Below are 13,866 nucleotides of genomic sequence, written 5' to 3' on the forward strand. Positions count from 1 at the left end.
AGTTTAGCACGATGCCTGGCGATGGCGAGATCGTCGCTGACAGACGATAATACGTGCATGGCTTCGCCCCCACTCAAATTCTACGCATGGCTGTCGATCGCCGCAGCGCTCGCTACGCTCACGCTGAAGGGATTGGCCTGGCTACTGACAGGTTCAGTCGGCCTACTCTCGGATGCCCTCGAATCGGTGGTCAATCTGGCTGGCGCGGTGATGGCGCTGGCGATGCTGACGGTCGCCGAACGGCCCGCAGATGAGGGACACGCCTTTGGCCACGGCAAGGCCGAGTACTTCTCGAGTGGATTTGAAGGACTTCTGATCCTGCTTGCCGCTGCGACCATCGCCATTGCCGCGGTTGAACGCCTTCTTCATCCGCAGCAACTCGAGCAAATAGGGCTTGGACTGATGGTATCGGTGTCGGCCTCGCTGATCAATCTTGTCGTCGGCCGCATCCTGCTTCTTGCTGGTCGGCGTCGGCGATCGATCACCCTCGAGGCCGACGCATACCACCTGCTGACCGATGTCTGGACATCGGCAGGCGTGATTCTTGGCGTTGCCGGAGTGGCCGCCACGGGATGGCTGTGGCTCGACCCGCTACTGGCCCTGCTGGTCGCCAGCAATATCGTGTGGACTGCCTGGCGCCTGCTGCAACGTACGACCTCCGGGCTGATGGATGGCAGCCTGCCGCAGGAGCAGTACGCACTGGTACTCACCATCCTGGATCGGTACCGTGCGCAGGGCATCGACTATCATGCCTTGCGTACCCGCGAGTCCGGCGCGCGCCGCTTCATTTCCCTGCATGTTCTCGTACCGGGAGAGTGGAGCATCGACCGTGCTCATCAACTTGCCGAGAATATTGAACGCGATATTCGTCAAACACTCCCGCATACGTCGGTATTCACCCATCTCGAACCGCTGGACGATCCAGCCTCACAGGACGATATCAACCTTGACCGCTAGGCAAACTATGGCCGCGAGAGTCTTTGGGCGGCTGTTGCCGCTGAGCCTGCTGTGGGCGTTGGCTTTGCCGGCTGCTGCCTGGAATGCTGCCGGGCATCGGATCAGTGCCATGATCGCATGGGAATCCATGGACGTGCCAACTCGTGATGCAGTTGCTACAATCCTACGGCAACACCCGGATTTCGAGCAATGGCTGTTGCGGGCCAATGGCGCCGACCCTGACCTGACAGCATTTCTCGAAGCTTCGACCTGGCCCGACGACATTCGCCGCGACAAGCGCTTCTACACTTCAGGCAGCGAGGAACCCACTCCGACCCAGCCAGGTTTCCCCGATATGGAAAGGCGACTGAACTGGCATTTCGTCGATCGCCCCGTGGGCCGATACGAACGTCTGCTGCCGTCGCCAGGCGTCATCGATCAACAACTGGTGGCGCTCGCCCGAACCGTCGGCGACCGCAAGGAAAAGCTCAGCGCACGCGCCTACGCGCTACCCTGGCTGATCCACCTTGTTGGCGATGCACATCAACCACTGCACGCGGCAAGCCGCTATGGCCCGGACGGACAAAGCGATCAAGGCGGAAACAAGATGACGATCAGCAACCCCTTGCATGCACACGCTTCATCGATAAGTCTGCACCGGTATTGGGATGATCTGCCGGCCCCTCCCTGGCTGAACGGCAGCAGATTGCACAGCACAGTCATTGCCCTGATCAGCCGCCACCCGGCCCCTGCGGCCACGGGGACACCCGAGCAATGGATCGATGAAAGCTGGCAGATTGCCAGCGAGCACGCCTATCCACCGGAAGTCGATGCCGTGCCAACGATCACCGCCGACTTTCACAATCAAGCGCTGACCATCGCCAATCGTCGTGTCACCGAAGCAGGCTACCGTCTTGCCGCGCTATTGCGACAGTTGTTGCGATAGTGCGATCGGCAAGACGGCTCTAGCCAGCAATCAACGTTTCACGTGAAACAAGAACGGCCTGTTGACCTTAGCCGCTAACCATGGCGCGTAGCCGAGCCACCCTTTCTTCGGTTGGCGGATGGGTGCTGAATAGACCAGCAATCGCACCTCCCGACAAGGGGTTCATAATCATCATCTGTGCAGTTTCAGGATGCGCCTCAGCCGGCGCCAAGGGAATGCCGCGAGCGTAGGCTTCAATTCTTATCAAGGCATCGGCGAGCGCCCTCGGATCACCACAAATTTCGGCACCCCCACGGTCGGCCTCAAACTCGCGCGCCCGAGAGATGGCCATCTGAATCAGCGACGCAGCTAGCGGCGCCAGCAGGGCGACAAGGATGCCGGCCACGGGGTTGCTTGGACGCCCTTCAGTATCACGACCCCCAAAAAATACCGCAAAATTTGCCAATGCGGAAATGGCACCAGCCATGGTCGCTGAAATCGTAGAGATCAGGATGTCGCGATGCTGCACGTGCGCCAACTCATGTGCCATGACTCCACGGATCTCGCGTGCCGACAATAACTGGAGAATTCCCGTCGTCGCAGCGACCGCAGCGTTTTCCGGGTTACGACCAGTAGCAAATGCATTTGGTTGCGCTTCGTCGATCAGGTAGACTTTCGGCATCGGTAGTGCGGCACGCCGAGAAAGCTCCCTGACCATGCCGTAGAACTGCGGCGCCGAGCTTTCATCAACCTCGCGAGCATTGTACATTCTGAGCACCATCTGATCCGAGAACCAGTAGGCAAAGAAATTCATCGCGCCGCCAAAGAGCAGCGCCAACAGCATTCCCGACTTGCCGCCCATGAGCGCCCCCACGGCGCCGAACAACGCGACAATCGCGGCCATCAGGATAGTCGTTTTCAGCCAGTTGCCGAGCATCTCAAAATCCTCCATCCATACCGCTTGTTTCTCATCTGCACATCCAGATGGGGTGTCGATGTCACATTTCAAGGCATGCTCAACGCACACCGGGAACCCGGCACGACCGGCGTACCGGCAAGGAACTGCGCCGCGGTGAGCCGCTTGCCGCCCGCTTTCTGCAACTCGACAAGACGCAGCGCCCCTTCTCCACAGGCGACGACGATGCCTCTTCGCTGTACGGCAAGAATCTCTCCGGGAAGGCCAACGCCATCCACCAATTCGGCACGCCAGACCTTGAGCAGATTGCCGTCGAAACAACACGACGCACCCGGAACGGGGTTGAAGGCTCGCACCTGCCGTTCCAGCTGAATCGCTGGAAGACGCCAGTCAAGCGCCGATTCCGCCTTGTTGATCTTGGCCGCGTAGGTAATCCCTGCCTGTGGTTGCGACTGGGCCTGCAGTGGCAAGCAGGCCAAAGCCTCGACAATCAGCAAGGCGCCCTGCTCGGCCAAACGATGCTGTAGAGAAGAAGCCGTATCGTCCTCGTTGATCGGCTGCCGTGCTGACAAAAGGACCGGGCCGCTATCGAGCCCGGCGTCCATCTGCATGATGCACACGCCGGTCTCCTGGTCACCAGCGAGAAGCGCACGCTGCACCGGTGCGGCACCTCGCCAACGTGGCAGCAACGAAGCATGAATGTTGATACAGCCAAAGCGTGGCATGTCGAGCACTGCTTGTGGGAATATCAGCCCATAGGCGGCAACGACGATCGCTTCGGCTTCAGCCGTGCGTATCCGCTCCTGTACCAAGGCATCCCGTAAGGTCGGCGGCTGAAAGACCTCGATTCCCGATGCCTCCGCCAGTTGTTTGACTGGCGACGCATGTAGTGCAAGCCCGCGCCCGGCAGCGCGATCCGGCTGGGTCAGAACCAATACCACCTGATGTCCCGCGGCAATGATAGCCTGCAGGGAAAGCGCAGCGAATTCCGGCGTGCCGGCAAAGACGAGTTTCATGCGGTGATGCGGGCCTGCTTGGCGAGCTTGTTCCTGATGCGCGACTGTTTCAATTGCGACAGGTGGTCGACAAAGACGCGCCCTTGCAAATGATCGATTTCGTGCTGCAGGCATACCGACAACAAACCCACTGCCTCGACAATCTGTTCGTGTCCGGTCAGATCAAGGTAGCGAACAACGACACGTTCCGCCCTTTCGACCTTGTCGTAAATCCCGGGTACCGACAGGCACCCTTCTTCACAGACCTGTAGGCCATCCTGCAGAATGATTTCCGGGTTGACCAGGGTCAGCAACTGATCTCTGGTTTCGGAGGCATCAATGACGATCACGCGTTGGTGTACATCCACCTGCGTGGCAGCAAGACCAATCCCGGGCGCTTCATACATGGTTTCGGCCATGTCACGGGCCAAGCGACGAATGCTGTCGTCCACCTCTTGAACGCACACCGCAAGTTTCTTCAGGCGAGGATCGGGAAAGCGGAGTATCGGTAGTAGAGACATAAAAAGCTTGATCGAAGAAGTAACTACGTGCAAAATCCAGCACGGTGTCTTGGCAATGCCGACGTCGTTGGCACGGCGCCAGCGATGACTTTGGCGCAGACTGGGTAAATGACCGTATGGGACAGAAATCTCGACCGGGAGTTCCCCAACCGCTCCTACGAGGATAACACGATGATCCGCATTATGTCCGCGTTCATTCTGGCCATGATCAGTGCGCTCTGTGGCGCCGTCGGGCAGGAAATCCAGTTGGCCGAGGGTGCCCCGAACCGCCATATCGTAGTGCCGGGTGATACCTTATGGGGCCTTGCCGGAAAATTCCTGAAAGAACCCTGGAGATGGCCAGAAATCTGGCGAATGAATGAGGAAGAGATCAGCAACCCGCACCGTATCTACCCCGGCGATGTGATTGTTCTCGAACGCGATGTGCAGGGCACACCCCGGTTGCGTCTGCAAAGCATCCGGCTAGTACCTCAGATATACTCGACGGGTGTCAAGGATGAAATCCCTGCGATTCCACCCAACCTCATCAGGCCATTTCTCTCAGACCCGCTGATCGTCGAAGTCTCCAGCCTCGACCGAGCAGCACGCATCGTTGCAACGCAGCAGGACAGAGTCTACCTTGGCAATGGAGACCTCGCCTACGTCGCCGGCGCCGACCCGTCCAGGCCAGACTGGCAAATCTATCGCAACGGCAGGCCATTACACGACCCTGACAATAACCAGATCCTCGGTTACGAAGCTTTCTATCTTGGCACCGCAAGGCAGCTCGAACCTGGCAACCCCGCAACCTTTGAAGTAGTCACGATGAAACAGGAGATCGGCCGTGGCGATCGCCTGCTGCCGGCGATACGTCCCCCGCTGGTTGCCTACGTGCCACACAAACCTAGATTTCAGGTCAATGGTCGAGTGATTTCAGTCTATGGCGGCGTCGACACCGCAGGCCGAGGGTCAATTGTCACGCTCAACCGTGGAGCCAGGGACGGGATCGAGATTGGGCATGTCCTGGCGCTCGAACGTAATCGTACGGTAGTTGAACGTGATGAGAACGATACAAAGGTGAGGGTACCGATCCCTCCGGAACGGATTGGCTTGCTGTTCGTCTTTCGGATATTTGAGCGTCTATCGTACGGTTTGGTAGTTCAGTCTGAGAGTACCGTGGACGTCAACGACTTCGCTCGTACACCCTAGGAATGAATGCGGCCGAGTCGTTGGCGAACTGGCTACGACTGACGCTGATTCCGGGCATTGGCGGCGAGACCCAGCGCAAGCTGTTAAGCGCTTTCGGACTTCCGGAAGCCGTCTTCCTTGCGAGTCGCAGCGCGTTGCGCAATGTTGTGGGCGACAAGACCGCAAGCCTGGTGCTTGATACCGACAATCAGCTCATGATTGAGGAAGCTTTGCGCTGGTCGGAGAAGCCTGGTCAGCACCTGCTGTGCCTGGCCGACGCCGAATATCCCCAGTCGCTGCTGCAAATACCCGACCCACCGACGCTGCTCTATGTTCGTGGCCGTCTCGATCTGCTCAATACGCCTGCCTTGGCAATAGTCGGTAGCCGCAACCCTACACCACAAGGGATTAGTAATGCCGAACGCTTTGCTGCCGCCCTTGCCGATGCCCAGCTGACGATTACCAGCGGCCTTGCCCTGGGGATAGATGCAGCCGCTCATCGCGGCGCACTGAGGGTTTCGGGCAACACCGTTGCATTCATCGGCACCGGTATTGATCGCCTCTACCCGTCCGCAAACCGAGGCCTGGCGCACGAAATCGAGGACTATGGCACGATCATCTCGGAGTTTCGCTTGAGCACTCCCGCCATTGCCGCCAACTTCCCTCGCCGAAACCGCCTGATATCGGGTTTCTCGCGCGGTGTGCTGGTAGTCGAAGCAACGACCGAAAGTGGCTCCTTGATCACCGCACGCCTGGCCGCCGAGCAGGGTCGCGAAGTCTTTGCCATTCCCGGATCGATTCACTCCCCGCAGGCACGCGGCTGCCATCAATTGATCAAACAGGGCGCGAAGCTTGTCGAAACCGTACAGGATGTACTCGACGAGCTACATTGGTTCAGCATTTCTCCCCGGCAAAAAGTTTCCCCGGCAAGTGGTGACCAGACTAACGATCTATTGCTGAGCATGGGTTTTGATCCTTGCGCCCTGGACGAACTCGTAGAACGCAGTGGCTTGACGGCTGACGTGGTTTCGGTGATGCTGCTGCACTTGGAAATGAATGGCCAGGTTGGCAGTTTGCCTGGAGGCCGCTATCAACGCATTTCCCACAACTGAGAGCCTCTCCGCCAGAATCATGATGACCCACTCAGCCAATCCTCCGATGACTGATTTCGCCACCCTCCCCGGCTGATGAAGACCCCCCCATGAGCAAGAAACTGATCATCACCGAGAAGCCTTCCGTCGCCGCCGACCTTGCGCGCGCCCTGGGTGGATTCGTTCGGCACGAAGACTACTTCGAGAATGACGATTACGTCCTTTCGTCGGCCATTGGTCACCTGCTGGAACTGGCTTGTCCCGAAGAATATGAGGTCAAGCGCGGCAAATGGTCATTCGCCCATCTGCCAGTGATACCACCCCACTTTACCTTGCAGCCAATTGCCAAGACCGAGTCGCGCCTCAAGCTATTGATCCGTCTCATCAAGCGCAAGGACGTGATCAGTCTGGTAAACGCCTGTGACGCTGGACGTGAAGGGGAATTGATCTTCAACTACATCACCCAGCATGCTGGCAATGGCAAACCTGTAGAGCGCTTGTGGTTACAGTCAATGACTCCGCAAGCCATCAAGGAAGGCTTCATGCACTTGCGAAAAGGCGAAGATATGCGAGGACTGGGGGACGCTGCGGTATGTCGATCGGAATCCGACTGGCTGGTCGGAATCAACGGTACGCGCGCGATGACCGCCTTCAACTCCAAGACTGGCGGTTTCCACCTGACTACTGTCGGTCGCGTTCAAACACCATCACTCGCACTGATCGTCGAACGCGAGGATCGCATACGCAAGTTCAAACCTCGCCCCTACTGGGAGCTTGAGGGAGTCTTTGTCTGTGACGCCGGAGAGTACCGAGGCAAATGGTTCGACGAAAAATTCAAGGGCAAGGAGGAAGACGAACATGCACGCGCTGATCGCCTCTGGGATGAGACCAGAGGCCTCTTGCTGCAAGAGAAATGCGCAAGCAAGATGGGGGAGGTCAGCGAGGAATCGAAGGCTTCGACACAACTATCACCGTTGCTGTTTGATCTGACCAGCCTTCAACGCGAGGCCAACGGGCGCTACGGTTTCTCCGCCAAGCTCACCCTTGGCCTGGCGCAGGCGCTTTATGAAAAGCACAAGGTCCTCACCTATCCACGTACCGATTCGCGCGCGCTACCCGAGGACTATATTTCGACGGTCAGCAGCACGCTCTTGATGCTTACCGGAGAGGGAGTCGGCAAAGGTCACGACGAAGCGGTGCTGGCTCGCTATGCGCCTTTTGCAAAAAAGATCCTGGACAGTCACTGGGTCATTCCGAACAAACGGATATTCAACAACGCCAAGGTTTCAGATCATTTCGCGATCATTCCTACGCTCCAGGCTCCAAAACATCTGTCCGAACCCGAGTCGAAACTGTACGACATGGTAGTCAAGCGCTTTCTGGCCGTATTCTATCCGGCTGCGGAGTTTCTGATCACCACCCGCATTTCGCGTGTCCAGTCCGAGCCATTCAAAACCGAAGGCAGGGTTTTGGTCAACCCGGGTTGGCTGGCAGTCTATGGTCGTGATGCGCAGTCTGATGGCGAAGGCAATCTGGTTGCCGTTGCACCAGGGGAGAAAGTCATGGCTACAGAAATGCTGTTGAGCGCCCATCAAACCAAACCACCGGCCCGCTACTCAGAAGCCAGCTTGTTGACGGCCATGGAGAGCGCCGGCAAGGCCATGGACGACGAAGAGTTGCGGGCGGCAATGGCAGGTCGCGGCCTGGGTACCCCAGCCACACGCGCCCAGATCATCGAAAACCTGCTTTCCGAACAGTACCTTCTTAGAGAAGGCCGTGAACTTCAGCCAACTGCCAAGGCATTTTCACTGATGACACTCCTGAACGGTCTGGGTATCCGCGAGTTGACCGCTCCCGAACTCACCGGCGAATGGGAATGGAAGCTTGCGCGCATGGAACGAGGAGAGATGTCGCGCAGAGAATTCATGAAAGAGATCGCGGCAATGACTCAACATATTGTGGACCGCGCAAAAAGTTACGACAGCGACAGCATTCCCGGGGATTTCGGAGCACTTGCGACCCCTTGCCCAAAATGCGGTGGATTGATCAAGGAGACCTACAAGAAATTTCAGTGCCAGGCTTGCGATTTCGCTCTATGGAAAATTGTCGCCGGCCGACAATTCGAAGCAACCGAGATCGAAGAATTACTCACCAAGCGCAAAATCGGCCCCTTGAGCGGCTTTAGGAACAAAATGGGTCGACCTTTCAACACCATCGTCCTCCTTAACGCTGAAAACGCTCCGGAGTTTGACTTCGGGCAAGGTGCCGCCAGCGATGAAGGTTCCGTCGAAGCAGTCGATTTCTCAGACAGTGAATCCCTGGGTGCCTGCCCTAAATGCGCGGCACGCGTGTTTGCTCAGGGCATGGCCTATGTCTGCGAGAAATCTGTTGGGCCAGTGAAAAGCTGTGACTTCCGTTCAGGAACGATCATTCTTCAACAACCGATTGAACCCGAACAAATGCGGAAACTTCTTGACACTGGGCGTACTGATTTACTCAGAGATTTCATCTCTGCACGTACTCGTCGAAAATTCTCGGCTTACCTGGTACGCGGAGCCGATGGAAAGGTCGGCTTTGAGTTCGAGAAGCGTACGCCAAAATCAGCAGCAAAATCGACCAAGGGAGCACCTGCCCCGACAAGCTCCACGATACCGTCCAACGCTTCTGCGGCAACAGCGAATCGCAGGAAGACCTCTGGTCAGGCCACGTGAAACAGGCCGACACCTGTTTCACGTGAAACATGGCAGCGCAGGCTGCTTGCCGAGTTGCCAAGCGCCTGCGCTGTCATGCTCGAAGCACCCCTGGCGGAGGAGCGTCCAGGATGGCTGCCCGCAACACGTCGATTGCCTGCGGCCTGGGGAAAGTCGCTCGCCAGGCGATGACTACCCTCCGCACAGGGACAGGCTCAGTGAAATGGCGAAACAACAGCAAGGGATCTTGCTGGGGCCACGATGCTGCGGCCGATGCCGGCACGATCGATATACCCGCGCCGCTAGCCACCATGTAACGAACCGTTTCGAGAGAACTTCCTTCAAGCGCACCCACTGTTCCGCCAGGCGCCGAAAGCTGTGGGCAAGCCTGTACGACCTGATCCCGAAAACAATTGCCAATCCCGAGAAGCAAAAGATTTTCCGCAGCCACATGCTCGGGAGCGATCAAGGACTCCATGGCTAAAGGATGTCCGGTCGGCATCACAACATAAAATGGCTCCTCATACACCACTCTAGAGACAATCCCCGGCTCATCAAATGGCAAGGCCACGACAATCACATCGAGATCACCCCGACGCAACTGCGCCGTCAGGTTGACGGTAAAGTTCTCGTGTAGATAGAGTGGCATCCGCGGTGCGCGGGAATGCAAGGACGGAATCAGACGCGGCAGAAGGTAAGGCGCAATAGTATAGATGACGCCAAGGCGCAATGGCCCAGACAAGGGATCCTTTCCCTGTGCAACGATCTCCCTGATCCTGCCTGCTTCCTCAAGCACCCGCTCAGCCTGTATCGCAATCTGTTCGCCAATCATTGTCAGCCGTACATCAGCGGATGAACGCTCGAACAGGATGACACCATGCCGCTGCTCGACCTTTTTCAGTGCTACCGAAAGCGTTGGCTGGCTGACGTGGCACTTCTCGGCTGCGCGCCCGAAGTGCCTCTCTCGGGCAAGCGTAACGATATAACGCAGTTCGGTCAGTGTCATCGCAATGAACCCTGGTTCGGATTACTCATGAGCTGGATCAATTCCGGCGGCAAGCTTACCGGCCATTGCCTCATCCCCGTTGCGCCAGAAGCTCCAGCTCTGGCGACCCCAGCCACATCCACTGGCCTACTGGCAATGCCAGTGGTAACGAAAATCCACCCACCGTTATGCGATGCAGGGCCTCCACACGATTGCCGGCAGCGGCAATCATCCGCTTCACCAGATGGTATTTCCCCTCGGTAACAGTCAAACGCAATCTCTTTTCGTCCATCCTAATGCACGCCACCGCTCCGACCGGTTTGGCATCGTCATGTAATTCCACGCCGTTGAGTAGGGCCATCACCTGTGCATCATCGACCATATGCCTAGTCGTGACCTCATACACTTTAGGAACCCGCTTGCGTGGCGAGGTAAAAGTATGGATGAATTGACCATCGTCAGACAGCAGCAGCAGGCCCGTGCTGTCCTGGTCAAGGCGACCAACTGTCTGGACGCCTCGTGTCACCAGCGGCTGCGGAAGCAGCGAATAGACGCTAGGGTAATGTTGTGGTCGACGCGAGCATTCATAACCCGCTGGCTTGTTCATCGCAAGGTAGACAAACTCGCGATAGTTCCACGGCTCGCCATCGACGGTAAAGCTCAGCCCCGCCGGTTCGAAGTGCGCGTAGGGATCTACGCAGACATCTCCGGCGACCTTGACGCGGCCTGCGAGGACTCGAACACGGCACTCTGCCCGGCTGCCAAAGCCCTGCGATCTGAGCAAGCGTTCAAGTTCCATTCAAGACCAATAATACGCCCATGGCTATTGTTGTCTGATCCGTCAACTGCAACAATAGATATCGTTGCCATCCATCAATTCCACGGAGATTCCCCTCATGCTGGTCAAGTTTACATCAAGCACCTCCGGTCAGATCATGATGTTTGCCCAGGTTGCCCGTCAATTGCTCGAGCTGGTCGGTAAGGACTGCAGCGCCCGCGGCGTCATCACCACCGAGCAACTGCCCGAAGCGATCGAGCGTCTGCGTGTCGCCAGCGTGGAACACACGAGTCATTCCACCAACCATAGCGAGGCTGACAACGAAGATGGCAGCAACGAGCAAGACCCCTCACCAATCGGATTTGGCCAACGCGCCTACCCAATGATCGAACTGCTCGAGTGGACCCGAAAAGAGGATGGCTTCGTCCTTTGGGAGGCTGCCAAGGACTTCTGAAGCGCAGGGCGGGGAAGACCGACCCGCCTGTCATCGGCATCACTGCCAGCCTTGATGTTAGTTGACTGAATGTATTGCCGGCATCGGTTGCTGACGGTTCAGATCTTTCGGTATACCTCAGCGCCGGCCTCGACGAATTCGATGGCTTTGCCTGCCATTCCCTTCGCCAGCGCCTCGGCTTCGCTCACCCCCTGCTCAATGGCAAACTCCCTCACTTCCTGAGTAATCTTCATGGAGCAAAAATGAGGACCACACATCGAGCAAAAATGCGCGACTTTCGCCGAGTCCTTGGGCAAGGTTTCATCATGAAACTCACGCGCCTTGTCAGGGTCTAGTCCCAGGTTGAATTGATCTTCCCAACGAAATTCGAAGCGCGCCTTGGATAAGGCGTTGTCACGGATCTGCGCACCAGGATGACCCTTGGCTAGGTCGGCAGCATGAGCAGCCAGCTTATAGGTGATGATCCCGGTCTTGACATCGTTCTTGTCAGGAAGACCCAGATGTTCCTTGGGGGTCACGTAGCAGAGCATGGCTGTACCGAACCAACCGATCATCGCCGCACCGATACCGCTGGTGATATGGTCGTAACCGGGCGCAATGTCAGTCGTCAACGGTCCCAGAGTGTAGAAAGGGGCTTCCTTGCAGTAAGCAAGCTGCAGATCCATGTTCTCCTTGATCATGTGCATCGGTACATGGCCGGGCCCCTCGATCATCACCTGCACATCGTGCTTCCAGGCGATATCTGTAAGCTCCCCAAGAGTCTTCAACTCACTGATTTGGGCCTCGTCGTTGGCATCGTAGATCGACCCCGGACGCAATCCATCACCGAGGCTGAAGGATACATCATAGGCCTTCATGATCTCGCAGATTTCCTCGAAGTGGGTGTAGAGAAAGCTTTCCCGGTGATGGGCAAGACACCACTTCGCCATGATCGATCCCCCTCGCGAAACGATTCCGGTCAGGCGTCCGGCAGTCAGTGGCACATAACGTAAAAGCACACCAGCATGGATCGTGAAGTAATCCACCCCCTGCTCGGCTTGTTCGATCAGCGTGTCGCGGAAAATTTCCCAGTTCAGGTCTTCGGCTTTGCCATTGACTTTTTCGAGAGCCTGGTAGATCGGTACCGTTCCGATCGGCACCGGACTGTTGCGAATGATCCACTCGCGTGTTTCATGGATATTCTTCCCGGTCGACAGATCCATCACGGTGTCGCCACCCCAGCGGATGGCCCAGGTCATTTTTTCAACTTCCTCCTGGATGCTCGAACCAAGCGCCGAGTTGCCGATGTTGGCATTGATTTTGGTAAGAAAGTTGCGGCCAATGATCATCGGCTCGCTTTCCGGATGGTTGATGTTGCACGGTATGATCGCCCTGCCCTGCGCAACTTCAGAGCGTACGAACTCCGGACTGATTTCGTCCGGAATACTGGCGCCATAACTGTTGCCGGGATGCTGACGACAGAGAATTTCGGAAAGACGTATCCCTTGCGGACCCGAAGCCTGGAGCTGCTCGATGTAGCTGCGGCGGTTGTTATTTTCCCGGATCGCGACAAACTCCATCTCCGGTGTGATGATGCCTCGCCGTGCATAGTGCATCTGGCTGACATTGGCCCCTGCCCTGGCACGCCGGGGGCAACGCTGCAGGCCTGGAAAGCGCAATTCTTCAAGGGCACTATCGGTCGCGCGGAGGCGACCGAAGGCAGAACTCAAGCCGGACAGCGGCTCGCTATCAGCTCTCTCGGCAATCCACTGCGCACGCAGGGCCGGCAGCCCCTGGCGGATGTCGATGCTTGCCTGTGGCTCGGAATAGGGTCCGGAACAGTCATAGACATAGATTGGCGGGTTTTTCTCTCCTCCAAAAGCCGTGTCGGTGTCCGACTGCGCAATCTCGCGCATCGGTACGCGAATGTCGGGACGGCTGCCGACCACGAAAATCTTGCGGGAATTGGGCAGCGGCTTGATCGCGGCCTCGTCCACATGAGCGTCGGCGGCAATGAATTTTTCGTTAGCGTTCATGGTGTTTCCTTGCGAAGGAGTATGGCGAAAGCGCTGCTGAAACGTACGGTAGACAAGGGCTTAGCGAAACGACTGAGGCAAACCAAATAGCGCAACCAACCGGATGCATCCATCCGCCTCCCTGCGCCACACGACCCGTACAGGTTCGAGAACTCTCGCCTTGATTGACTTGGCACCCCGATATGTCCGCGCAACTTACTGGAAATGCCAGGCTTTAGCAAGAATATCGACAGCCCACGGAAGCGTCGGAACGACGTGTGGAAGAGGAGTTACATGGGGGCGGGAAACAGGTGGAAGGAGCTAATGGTCGCTGCCTGGGGCCAATGACCACAGAACGCTGGCTTTCCGGCAGTCGCAGCGAGCCTGCTTGACTTGGCGTCCCCACGGGGATTC

General features: G+C 57.3%; 12 protein-coding genes. 6 read left to right on the forward strand and 6 right to left on the reverse strand.

Annotation, left to right across the window (positions count from 1 at the left end):
• The first annotated feature begins 57 nt into the window (after positions 1-57).
• Complete coding sequence (locus AW06_RS06480) at positions 58-957, forward strand: cation diffusion facilitator family transporter (protein ID WP_034947483.1); 900 nt, start codon at positions 58-60, stop codon at positions 955-957.
• Complete coding sequence (locus AW06_RS06485) at positions 947-1,882, forward strand: S1/P1 nuclease (protein WP_273704445.1); 936 nt, start codon at positions 947-949, stop codon at positions 1,880-1,882. Before AW06_RS06480 ends, AW06_RS06485 begins: the two co-directional genes overlap by 11 nt.
• Positions 1,883-1,949: 67 nt before the next feature.
• Here AW06_RS06485 and htpX read toward each other — a convergent pair whose 3' ends face one another.
• The 3 genes from htpX to def all read right to left on the reverse strand — a co-directional run bounded on the left by htpX (position 1,950) and on the right by def (position 4,293).
• The gene (htpX, locus tag AW06_RS06490) at positions 1,950-2,798 is read right to left on the reverse strand and encodes a zinc metalloprotease HtpX (protein ID WP_034947485.1); all 849 of its coding nucleotides are present in this window, start codon (positions 2,796-2,798) and stop codon (positions 1,950-1,952) included.
• 68 nt (positions 2,799-2,866) lie between these two features.
• A complete protein-coding gene (fmt, locus tag AW06_RS06495; protein WP_034947406.1) occupies positions 2,867-3,793 on the reverse strand; it encodes a methionyl-tRNA formyltransferase in 927 nt (308 codons plus the stop codon).
• Positions 3,790-4,293, reverse strand: coding sequence for a peptide deformylase (def, locus tag AW06_RS06500; RefSeq protein WP_034947409.1), 504 nt, complete (start codon positions 4,291-4,293; stop codon positions 3,790-3,792). The genes fmt and def overlap by 4 nt, the downstream gene beginning before the upstream one ends.
• A gap of 171 nt (positions 4,294-4,464) precedes the next feature.
• Here def and AW06_RS06505 point away from each other — a divergent pair, with 171 nt between their 5' ends.
• From AW06_RS06505 to AW06_RS06515, 3 genes are all read left to right on the forward strand, one after another.
• Positions 4,465-5,481 carry a LysM domain-containing protein gene (locus AW06_RS06505; RefSeq protein ID WP_034947412.1) on the forward strand — a complete coding sequence of 339 codons (1,017 nt, stop codon included), beginning with the start codon at positions 4,465-4,467 and terminating at the stop codon, positions 5,479-5,481.
• A gap of 2 nt (positions 5,482-5,483) precedes the next feature.
• A complete protein-coding gene (gene dprA, locus AW06_RS06510) occupies positions 5,484-6,572 on the forward strand; it encodes a DNA-processing protein DprA (protein ID WP_034947415.1) in 1,089 nt (362 codons plus the stop codon).
• Positions 6,573-6,661: 89 nt separating this feature from the next.
• Positions 6,662-9,262 (forward strand): DNA topoisomerase III, encoded by a 2,601-nt coding sequence (locus AW06_RS06515; RefSeq protein ID WP_034947418.1) that lies wholly within the window; start codon positions 6,662-6,664, stop codon positions 9,260-9,262.
• 73 nt (positions 9,263-9,335) lie between these two features.
• Here the strand turns inward: AW06_RS06515 and AW06_RS06520 are convergent, their stop codons facing one another.
• Both AW06_RS06520 and AW06_RS06525 read right to left on the reverse strand, forming a co-directional pair.
• Positions 9,336-10,247, reverse strand: coding sequence for a hydrogen peroxide-inducible genes activator (locus tag AW06_RS06520; protein ID WP_034947421.1), 912 nt, complete (start codon positions 10,245-10,247; stop codon positions 9,336-9,338).
• Positions 10,248-10,317: 70 nt separating this feature from the next.
• Positions 10,318-11,025, reverse strand: a complete 708-nt coding sequence (locus AW06_RS06525) for a 16S rRNA pseudouridine(516) synthase (RefSeq protein ID WP_034947424.1) — start codon at positions 11,023-11,025, stop codon at positions 10,318-10,320.
• 97 nt (positions 11,026-11,122) lie between these two features.
• Between AW06_RS06525 and AW06_RS06530 the strand changes: the two genes are divergently transcribed.
• The gene (locus tag AW06_RS06530; protein ID WP_034947427.1) at positions 11,123-11,458 is read left to right on the forward strand and encodes a DUF1840 domain-containing protein; all 336 of its coding nucleotides are present in this window, start codon (positions 11,123-11,125) and stop codon (positions 11,456-11,458) included.
• 98 nt (positions 11,459-11,556) lie between these two features.
• Here the strand turns inward: AW06_RS06530 and thiC are convergent, their stop codons facing one another.
• Positions 11,557-13,473 carry a phosphomethylpyrimidine synthase ThiC gene (thiC, locus tag AW06_RS06535; RefSeq protein ID WP_034947430.1) on the reverse strand — a complete coding sequence of 639 codons (1,917 nt, stop codon included), beginning with the start codon at positions 13,471-13,473 and terminating at the stop codon, positions 11,557-11,559.
• Between the last annotated feature and the right edge of the window lie 393 nt (positions 13,474-13,866).

Origin of the sequence: Candidatus Accumulibacter cognatus, from assembly GCF_000584975.1 — a bacterium.
GTDB lineage: Bacteria > Pseudomonadota > Gammaproteobacteria > Burkholderiales > Rhodocyclaceae > Accumulibacter > Accumulibacter cognatus.

Bases quoted from the DNA above. Each gene is read 5' to 3' on its own strand.
- dprA (WP_034947415.1), top strand. From the start codon at position 5,484: ATGAATGCGGCCGAGTCGTTGGCGAACTGGCTACGACTGACGCTGATT.
- AW06_RS06505 (WP_034947412.1), top strand. From the start codon at position 4,465: ATGATCCGCATTATGTCCGCGTTCATTCTGGCCATGATCAGTGCGCTC.
- AW06_RS06515 (WP_034947418.1), top strand. From the start codon at position 6,662: ATGAGCAAGAAACTGATCATCACCGAGAAGCCTTCCGTCGCCGCCGAC.
- AW06_RS06480 (WP_034947483.1), top strand. From the start codon at position 58: ATGGCTTCGCCCCCACTCAAATTCTACGCATGGCTGTCGATCGCCGCA.
- fmt (WP_034947406.1), bottom strand. From the start codon at position 3,793: ATGAAACTCGTCTTTGCCGGCACGCCGGAATTCGCTGCGCTTTCCCTG.
- AW06_RS06520 (WP_034947421.1), bottom strand. From the start codon at position 10,247: ATGACACTGACCGAACTGCGTTATATCGTTACGCTTGCCCGAGAGAGG.
- AW06_RS06530 (WP_034947427.1), top strand. From the start codon at position 11,123: ATGCTGGTCAAGTTTACATCAAGCACCTCCGGTCAGATCATGATGTTT.
- thiC (WP_034947430.1), bottom strand. From the start codon at position 13,473: ATGAACGCTAACGAAAAATTCATTGCCGCCGACGCTCATGTGGACGAG.
- AW06_RS06525 (WP_034947424.1), bottom strand. From the start codon at position 11,025: ATGGAACTTGAACGCTTGCTCAGATCGCAGGGCTTTGGCAGCCGGGCA.
- def (WP_034947409.1), bottom strand. From the start codon at position 4,293: ATGTCTCTACTACCGATACTCCGCTTTCCCGATCCTCGCCTGAAGAAA.
- htpX (WP_034947485.1), bottom strand. From the start codon at position 2,798: ATGCTCGGCAACTGGCTGAAAACGACTATCCTGATGGCCGCGATTGTC.